This is a genomic window from Streptomyces sp. NPDC057654, assembly GCF_042800135.1.
In the GTDB taxonomy this organism is placed as follows: Bacteria; Actinomycetota; Actinomycetes; order Streptomycetales; family Streptomycetaceae; genus Streptomyces.
In genome coordinates this window covers 1-7,797 of sequence record NZ_JBHVHQ010000379.1, presented here as the reverse complement: position 1 = coordinate 7,797, position 7,797 = coordinate 1, and the positions used below count along the sequence as shown (strand labels likewise).

Genomic DNA, 7,797 nt, shown 5'->3' with positions numbered 1-7,797 from the left:
AGCCGCTGATGTCGGGCGTGAAGTCGGAGAACTTGATCGGGCTGCCCACGGTCAGGTACGTACCGCGGTCCTTCTGCTCGACCTCGACGACCGAGCCGCTCTTGCGCAGCGCCGGGTCGACGGCGATCTCCTTCATGCTGAGCACGGGCGCGCAGGGCACCTCGTAGGTGCGCAGGATGTCGACGGCCTCGTACTTCGTCTTGTCGGCGAGCCACTTCTCGATGTCGGCGAAGATGTCGAAGATGTGCGGCTGCCGCGCGCGGGCGGTGGCGTACTCCGGGTCGTCGGTCCACTCGGGCTTGCCGATGGCCTCGCAGGTGCGCGCCCAGTTCTGCTCCTGGACCGTGAAGTAGATGTACGCGTTGGGGTCGGTCTCCCAGCCCTTGCACTTGAGGACCCAGCCGGGCTGGCCGCCGCCGCCCGCGTTGCCGCCGCGCGGCACCGCGTCGCCGAACTCGCCGTTCGGGTACTGCGGGTACTCCTCCAGGTATCCGAGCTTCTCCAGCCGCTGCTGGTCGCGGAGCTTGACGCGGGAGAGGTTGAGCACGGCGTCCTGCATGGACACCGACACCTTCTGGCCCACGCCGGTCGCGTTGCGCTGGATGACCGCGGTGAGGAGGCCGATCATCAGGTGCATGCCGCTGTTGCTGTCGCCGAGGGCCGCGCCGCTGATGGTGGGCGGGCCGTCCCAGAACCCGGTGGTGGACGCGGCGCCGCCGGCGGCCTGCGCCACGTTCTCGTACACCTTGAGGTCGGACCAGGGCGAGTCCTCGTTGAAGCCCTTGACCGAGCCGAGGATCAGCCGGGGGTTGAGCTCGTGGATGTGGTCCCAGCCGAGGCCCATGCGGTCCATGGCGCCCGGCGCGAAGTTCTCCACGAGGATGTCGGCCCCGCGGATCAGCTTCTCCATGACCTCCTTGCCCTCGGGGGCCTTGGTGTTGATGGCCAGCGAGCGCTTGTTGCTGTTCAGCATGGTGAAGTAGAGGGCGTCCACGTCGGGGATGTCCCGCAGCTGACGGCGGGTCACATCGCCGCCGTTGGTGCGCTCGACCTTGATGACGTCGGCGCCGAACCAGGCGAGCAGCTGGGTGCACGCGGGGCCGGCCTGGACCCCGGTGAAGTCGATCACCTTGATTCCTGCGAGCGGCTTCTCACTCATGGCGGCTTCCTTCTCGTGAGTGTTCTCGGTGTGCGGGTGGGGTGTGCGGGCGATCGCGGACGGGGACGGGCGTACGGGCCCGGGCCCGGCGCTCACTTCTTCGCCGGCGTGATGTTGCCGACGGTGATGCCCTTCGGGTTGAGGTGCGAGATGTGCCCGCTCTCCGTGCCGGCCGAGGGGTCGATCGCGCAGTCGATGAGGGCGGGGCCGCCCGAGGCCAGCGCCTCGGTGAGGGCGGCGGTGACCTCGGCGGGCGTGGTCGCGCGGTAGCCCTTGCCGCCGAACGCCTCGATCATCGTGTCGTGGCGGGCCTGGAGCATCAGGGTCGTCGGCGACGGGTCGGTCTCCAGCGGGTTGACGTCGTCGCCCCGGTAGACGCCGCCGTTGTTGAGGATGACCGTGACGATCGGCAGCTTGTAGCGGCAGATGGTCTCCAGCTCCATGCCGCTGAACCCGAAGGCGCTGTCGCCCTCCACGGCCACGACGGGCGCTCCGCTCTCGACGGCCGCGGCGATGGCGTAGCCCATGCCGATGCCCATGACGCCCCAGGTGCCGCTGTCGAGGCGGTGCCGCGGCACCTCCATGTCGATGACGTTGCGGGCGATGTCGAGCGCGTTGGCGCCCTCGTTGACGATGTACGTCTCGGGGCGCTCGTGCACCACGTCCCGTACGGCCTTCAGCGCGCCCATGAACTGCATGGGGTGCGGGTCGGCCGCCAGCCGGTCCGCCATCTTGGCGACGTTCTTCGCCGACCGCGCGGCCAGTTCCTCCCGCCAGGCGGCGGGCGCGGCGATCTGGCCGGGCTTGGTCCGTTCGGCGAGCGCCTCGAAGACCGACTCGATGTCCCCGACGAGGGGGGCGGCGATCGGCTGGTTGCTGTCCAGTTCCTTCGGCTCGATGTCCACCTGGATGAACTTCGCGTCGGGGTTCCACTGCGGCGCCTCGCCGTGGTTCAGCAGCCAGTTGAGCCGCGCGCCCACCAGCATCACGACGTCGGCCTTCTTCAGCGCCAGCGAGCGGGCGGTGGCCGCGGACTGCGGGTGCCCGTCGGGCAGCAGCCCCTTGGCCATCGACATCGGCACGTACGGGATGCCGGTGGACTCGATGAACTCGCGGATGCGGTCGTCGGCCTGCGCGTACGCGGCCCCCTTGCCGAGCATCACCAGCGGCCGCTCGGCGCCCGCGAGGAGCTCGATCGCCCGGTCCACGGCGTCGGGCGCGGGCAGTTGGCGCGGCGCGGGGTCGACGAGGCGGCTGAGGGTCGCCGCGCCCGTACCCGCGTCCAGTACGGAGCCGAGCACCGCGGCCGGGATGTCGAGGTAGACGCCGCCGGGGCGGCCGGAGATCGCGGTGCGCAGCGCGCGGGCGATGCCGCGGCCGATGTCCTCGACGCGGCTCACCCGGTACGCGGCCTTGCAGAACGGCTGGGCGGCGGCGAGCTGGTCCATCTCCTCGTAGTCGCCCTGCTTGAGGTCGACGAGGTGGCGCTCGCTGGAGCCGGAGATCTGCACCATCGGGAAGCAGTTCGTGGTGGCGTTGGCCAGCGCGACCAGCCCGTTGAGGAAGCCCGGCGCGGAGACGGTCAGGGCCACGCCGGGCTTCTTGGTGAGGTATCCGGCGGCGGCGGCCGCGTGCCCGGCGTTGCTCTCGTGCCGGAAGCCGATGTAGCGGATGCCCTGCGCCTGTGCGAGGCGGGCCAGGTCGGTGATCGGGATGCCGACCACCCCGTAGATGGTGTCGATGTCGTTGAGCTTCAGCGCGTCGACCACGAGGTGGTAGCCGTCGGTGAGCTCGGTCTGGGCATCGGCGTCGACAGCGGCGTCGGCTTCCACGGCGGCGGCGGTCTCCGGTGCGGTAGGGGCGGTCATGGTCCGAGGACCTCCTTGGGCGGTCTGGCCTTTCCGGCTTCGTCTTCCACCATCCGCAGCGGCCGTCGCCGCGTCCAAGATTCATCGGCGACCAGCCGATAACCGGCGTTTATCGAGCCCTGGTCAGAGCCGGGAAGCCGCCCTCCCAGGACCCTTGATAGAAGCTCGCTATCGGTCGTTCACCAGCGCGTATTGGACGCTCGCGGCGCGCCCGCCCAGGCTCGGTGATGCGAGCTCCCGAAGATCTGCTGCCGCCGCCCGGCAGCAGCCCGACCACCAGAGGAGGCGGAGGTCATGGCCGTACCGACCGCGACGTCCGTGGACGAGACGAATCCCTCCCGGCCCCGCCGGCCCTATCGGCCCCCGGAGCTCACGGGCCTCGCCGACCTCCTCGACCGGCCGGCGCGCGAGCGCCCCGGCGCGCCGGCGCTCGTCGTGGGCGGCGACCGGCTGCCCCTGTCGTACGGGGGGCTGGCCTCGGCGGCCAACGCTCTCGCGGCGCGGCTGACCTCGGCGGGCCTGGGCCGCGGCGACGTGGTCGCCCTCGTCTGCGCCAACACCGCCGAGTTCGTGGTGGGCCTGCTGGGCGCGGCGCGGGCCGGGCTGGTGGTCGCCCCGATGGACCCCGCCCTGCCCGGCTCGCAGCTCGCCGCCCGGACCGGGGCATTGGGCACGCGGGCCATCCTGCTCGGCCCGCCCGCGGCCGGCGCTGAGCCGGTGGCGCGCGTCGACGCCCCGGCCTGGCCGCTGCGCGTCACCGTCTCCTCCGCCGGAACGGCCGCGGTCGCCCTGGACACCGGCGCCGCTCCCCCGGCCCCTTCCGGTACGGGCGCGTCCCGCGAGCTGACGGCCGACGACGCCCTCGTCCTGTTCACCGCGGGGACCACCGACCGGGCCAAGATGGTGCCGCTGACCCGCGCCAACGTGGCCGCGTCCGTACGCGGCATCTGCGCGACGTACGAGCTGGGGCCGGACGACGCGACGGTCGCCGTGATGCCGCTCTTCCACGGTCACGGGCTGTTCGCGGCGCTCCTGGCCTCGCTGGCCGGCGGGGGCCGCGTGCTGCTGCCGGAGCGCGGGCGGTTCTCGGCGCGTACGTTCTGGAGCGATGTGCGGGCCGTGTCCGCCACGTGGTTCACGGCCGTCCCGACGATCCACGAGATCCTGCTGGACCGGGCGGCGACCGAATATCCCGGGGCTTCGGCGGATCCGGGCCGGAAGCCCGCCCCGCTGAGATTCGTCCGCAGTTGCAGCGCCCCGCTGAACACGGCCACGCAGCGGGCGCTGGAACGCACCCTCGGCGCGCCGCTGCTCTCCGCGTACGGCATGACCGAGTCCGCGCACCAGGCGGCCAGCGAACCGCTGCCGCGGCGCGGCCCGTTGAAGCACGGCTCCGTCGGCCGGCCCACCGGGGTCGCCCTGCGGGTCCTGGACCGCGCCGGTCGGCCGTGCGCGGCGGGCGTACAGGGCGAGGTCTGGGTGCAGGGCCCCACCGTGGCCCGCGGCTATCTGGCCGACCCGGCCGAGACGGCGCGCAGCTTCGCGGACGGGTGGCTGCGGACCGGGGACCTGGGCTCGCTGGACGAGGACGGCTACCTCTACCTCACCGGACGCCTCAAGAACCTCATCAACCGCGGGGGCGAGAAGATCTCGCCCGAGCATGTCGAGGACATCCTCGCCGGGTGCCCCGGCGTCGCGGAAGCGGCCGTGTTCGCCGTGCCCGACGCGCATTACGGGCAGCGGGTCGGCGCGGCCGTGGTCGTACGCGGGGGTGTGCGCGGCGGCGAGAGCCCCGGCTCCGAGCAGATCCTGCGGTACTGCCGCGACCGGCTGGCCGCGTTCGAGGTGCCGGACCGGCTGGAGATCGTCACGGAGCTGCCGCACACGGCGAAGGGCGGCCTGGACCGCGCGGCGGTGGCGGCGCGGTACGCGCGCTGAGGGGTTGCCGACCCCTCACCTGACCCGGTGCTCGGACGGCAGGGGCTGCTCGAAGACCTCGTCCAGGGACAGCCCGGTGGCGGCGTTCATGAACGCGCGGGCGACCACGGAGCCGGGCGTCGCGGCGTGTATGGCGACGGAGACCTGGGCGCTGGCGTCGGGGTCGACGAGGCGGACGGCCCGCGTCCGGCCGCTGACGGGCATGGCGCGCATCCAGGTGTGCGGCACGATGCTCGCCCACTCGCCGACTCCGACGGTGGCGTAGAGGGAGGCGACGGAGTCCGTCTCCAGCTGCGGGGAGACGGTGACCCCGTTGTCCGCGAACACCCCGTCGATGAGCTGGCGGACCCTCATGTCGGGGGTGAGCAGGGCGAGCGGCAGCTGCGCCGCCTCGGCCCACGTCATGGTGTGGGTCTGGGGCGTCAGCTGCTCCTCGGAGGCCAGCAGCACGTACCGCTCCCGGTAGAGCGGCACCACCTGAAGGCCCTCCCGGTCCTCGGGCCCGAAGTGCGCGATGGCGGCGTCCAGCTCGAACTCGCGCAGCTGCCGGTGCAGTTCCTTCGCCGACAGCCGCGAGCTGACCTGCACCTTGGCCAGCGGGTGCGCGGTGCGGAACGCGGCCACGGGGAGCGCCAGGGTCGTCGACGCCGTGGGGTCCGTACCGAGCCGCAGCGTCCCGGTGATGCCCGACTGGACGGCGGCGACCTCGGCCTTGAACGCGTCCTGCTCGGCGAGAATCCGCTTCGCCCACACGACGAGCCGCTCGCCCTCGGGGGTGAGGCCCTCGTAATTGTGGCCCCGGTTGATCAGGGTCACGTTCAGCTCGCGCTCCAGCTTGGCGATGGCCGCCGACAGCGCGGGCTGCGATACGAAACAGGCCTCGGCCGCCCGCGCGAAGTGCCGCTCCTTCGCCACCGCCACGAAATACTCCAGCTGCCGGAACAGCATCGGCGGCTCCTCACTAGTCGGTTTCCCGTCGGTTTCCCCGCCGGTTTCATGTCGGCCGCGGGGAATCATCACCGAATTATCCCTGAAGAGGGCAAAGCCCCCGTACGCGAATGCCGTAAGGCAATGCCGCCGTCCGACGAGCGGACGGCCGGGGTGAACGGAAAACGCCCGCCTCAGCCGTCCGCGTCGAGAAGCCGCGTGAAAATCCGGACGAGCTGATCGAGCTCGTCGTCGGAGAGGACGCCGACGGCCGGGGGCGGGCGCAGCAGAATGGTCTCGATGGTCTCGATGGCCCGGTGCCCGGCGGCCGTGAGCGTCACCAGCTTGCGCCGCCGGTCGTCGGGGTGCGGCCGGCGCTCGACGAGGTCGTGGGCTTCCAGCTTGTCGACGATGAGGGTGGTGTACGGGGCGTCGAGCCCGTTCGCCGCCGCGAGCTGGCTGAGCGTCACCGGCCCGTCCCGGAGCTGGAGCAGGATCTTGCCCCGTCCGCCGCCGAGCCGGAACCCGAGCGCCTCGGCCAGCTCGCCCCGACGCCCGTGGGACTCCACGAACCGCTGCATGAGCGCCCAGGCCCGCTGCCCGGGCTCCCCCGCCCGCTCCGCCGCACCCGAAGCCCACCACGAACCAGAAGATCCCGCCGATTTCGACGATCCCGACGATCCCGACGAGGTGGCTGTCATCGGCCGTCTCTCCCGTGTCCCTCGTACCGCGGCGCCCCAGAGCCCCGCGCCATATGTACGCCGCTCCAACGCGCCGCACCGCCCACGCTACCGCCCGGCCGGGAAAGCCGACGAAGTGCGGCAACGAAGAAATCCCGCCCGATCAATAAGATCGGACGGGATTCCGTCAACTACTCCCGAGCGAACTCGGGAACAGCCATTGCGGTGGACCTGTGGGGATTTGAACCCCAGACCCCCTCGATGCGAACGAGGTGCGCTACCAGACTGCGCCACAGGCCCTTGCAACGAGTGAAACTCTAGCACCCCGATCGGGCTACGCGGAAATCCGCTTCCCTCCTGGTCAGCGACGGAGTGCCAGGAGGGGCCGGTCACTCGTTGGCGGCGCGGGGGCGGTCCTCGTCGGCGTACTGGTCGAAGAGGGGGGTGCGGCCGCGGTCGCGGGTGCGGCGGCGGGAGCGGGTCGGGCGCTGCGGCTCGGCGGCCGGGGGCTCCTCGGGCTGCTCCGGGGCGGGTTCCGCGGGGCTGGAGCGGGCGGAGCTCCAGGTGTCGGGGGCGCCGAGGTCGACGCTGCCGCTCGCGCGCGGGGCGACCGGCGCGGTGACATACGTGGGCAGCGGTACGGGCACGGGCTCCCAGCTCTCGCCCGCGCCGCCGCGGCCGCGCTCGCGCTGCTGGTCCACCCACTCGGCGTGGTCCGTCTGCTCCACGAGGGCGCGCCGCCCCGCCGCGTGCACGGAGGGCGTCGGCGCCGCGGGGGCGTCGGGTTCGGTCCGGGGCTGGGCGGCGGGGTCAGCCGGGGCGTCGGCGATGGTGGGCGACTCCGCCGCCGGCTGAGGGTGTGGGCGGCCCTCTCGCAGCCGCTGGGCGGCGAGTTCGGCCCGGCGCTGGTCCATGGTGAAGGCGAACCGCCGCTTCTCCTGGACCCGCAGATAGACGATGTACGCGCTGAGCAGCATGGCCGGTACGGCCGGGGCCCACAGGAAGGCGAGGCCGCCGACGCCCGCGACGACCGCGCCGACCGTGAAGCAGAGGAAGAGGACCACGGTGGTGCGCCGGCGGCGCGCGAGCACCTTCGAGCGCCGGGCGCGCTCCGCCGCCGTGGGAGCCGGAGCGGCCGGGGAGCCGGACCCGGGAGCCGCGCCGGACGCGGGCGCGCCGAAGGACCGGACGTCGACCTTGTCGGTCGCGGCGTCCGGCACGGGGG

The 7,797-nt window shown here is 72.7% G+C and carries 6 protein-coding genes and 1 tRNA gene; 1 reads left to right on the top strand and 6 read right to left on the bottom strand.

Annotated features, from left to right (window positions below; translation table 11 throughout):
• Nucleotides 1-1,159: formyl-CoA transferase (gene frc, locus ACFU99_RS25060; protein WP_384395572.1), on the bottom strand; the 1,159-nt coding region annotated here is incomplete at its 3' end.
• A gap of 92 nt (nucleotides 1,160-1,251) precedes the next feature.
• A complete protein-coding gene (gene oxc, locus ACFU99_RS25055; protein ID WP_384395571.1) occupies nucleotides 1,252-3,027 on the bottom strand; it encodes an oxalyl-CoA decarboxylase in 1,776 nt (591 codons plus the stop codon).
• 294 nt (nucleotides 3,028-3,321) lie between these two features.
• Here oxc and ACFU99_RS25050 point away from each other — a divergent pair, with 294 nt between their 5' ends.
• Nucleotides 3,322-4,965 carry a FadD7 family fatty acid--CoA ligase gene (locus tag ACFU99_RS25050; RefSeq protein WP_384395570.1) on the top strand — a complete coding sequence of 548 codons (1,644 nt, stop codon included), beginning with the start codon at nucleotides 3,322-3,324 and terminating at the stop codon, nucleotides 4,963-4,965.
• Nucleotides 4,966-4,980: 15 nt separating this feature from the next.
• Here ACFU99_RS25050 and ACFU99_RS25045 read toward each other — a convergent pair whose 3' ends face one another.
• The 4 genes from ACFU99_RS25045 to ACFU99_RS25030 all read right to left on the bottom strand — a co-directional run.
• Nucleotides 4,981-5,913: a LysR family transcriptional regulator gene (locus ACFU99_RS25045; protein WP_384395568.1), complete on the bottom strand. Its 933-nt coding sequence runs from the start codon at nucleotides 5,911-5,913 to the stop codon at nucleotides 4,981-4,983.
• 173 nt (nucleotides 5,914-6,086) lie between these two features.
• On the bottom strand, nucleotides 6,087-6,593 hold the full coding sequence (locus ACFU99_RS25040; RefSeq protein WP_384395566.1) for a MarR family winged helix-turn-helix transcriptional regulator: 507 nt from the start codon (nucleotides 6,591-6,593) through the stop codon (nucleotides 6,087-6,089).
• A 205-nt stretch (nucleotides 6,594-6,798) separates the two neighbouring features.
• Nucleotides 6,799-6,872, bottom strand: a tRNA-Ala gene (locus ACFU99_RS25035).
• 89 nt (nucleotides 6,873-6,961) lie between these two features.
• The coding region (locus tag ACFU99_RS25030; protein WP_384395565.1) for a hypothetical protein at nucleotides 6,962-7,797 on the bottom strand (836 nt) is incomplete at its 5' end.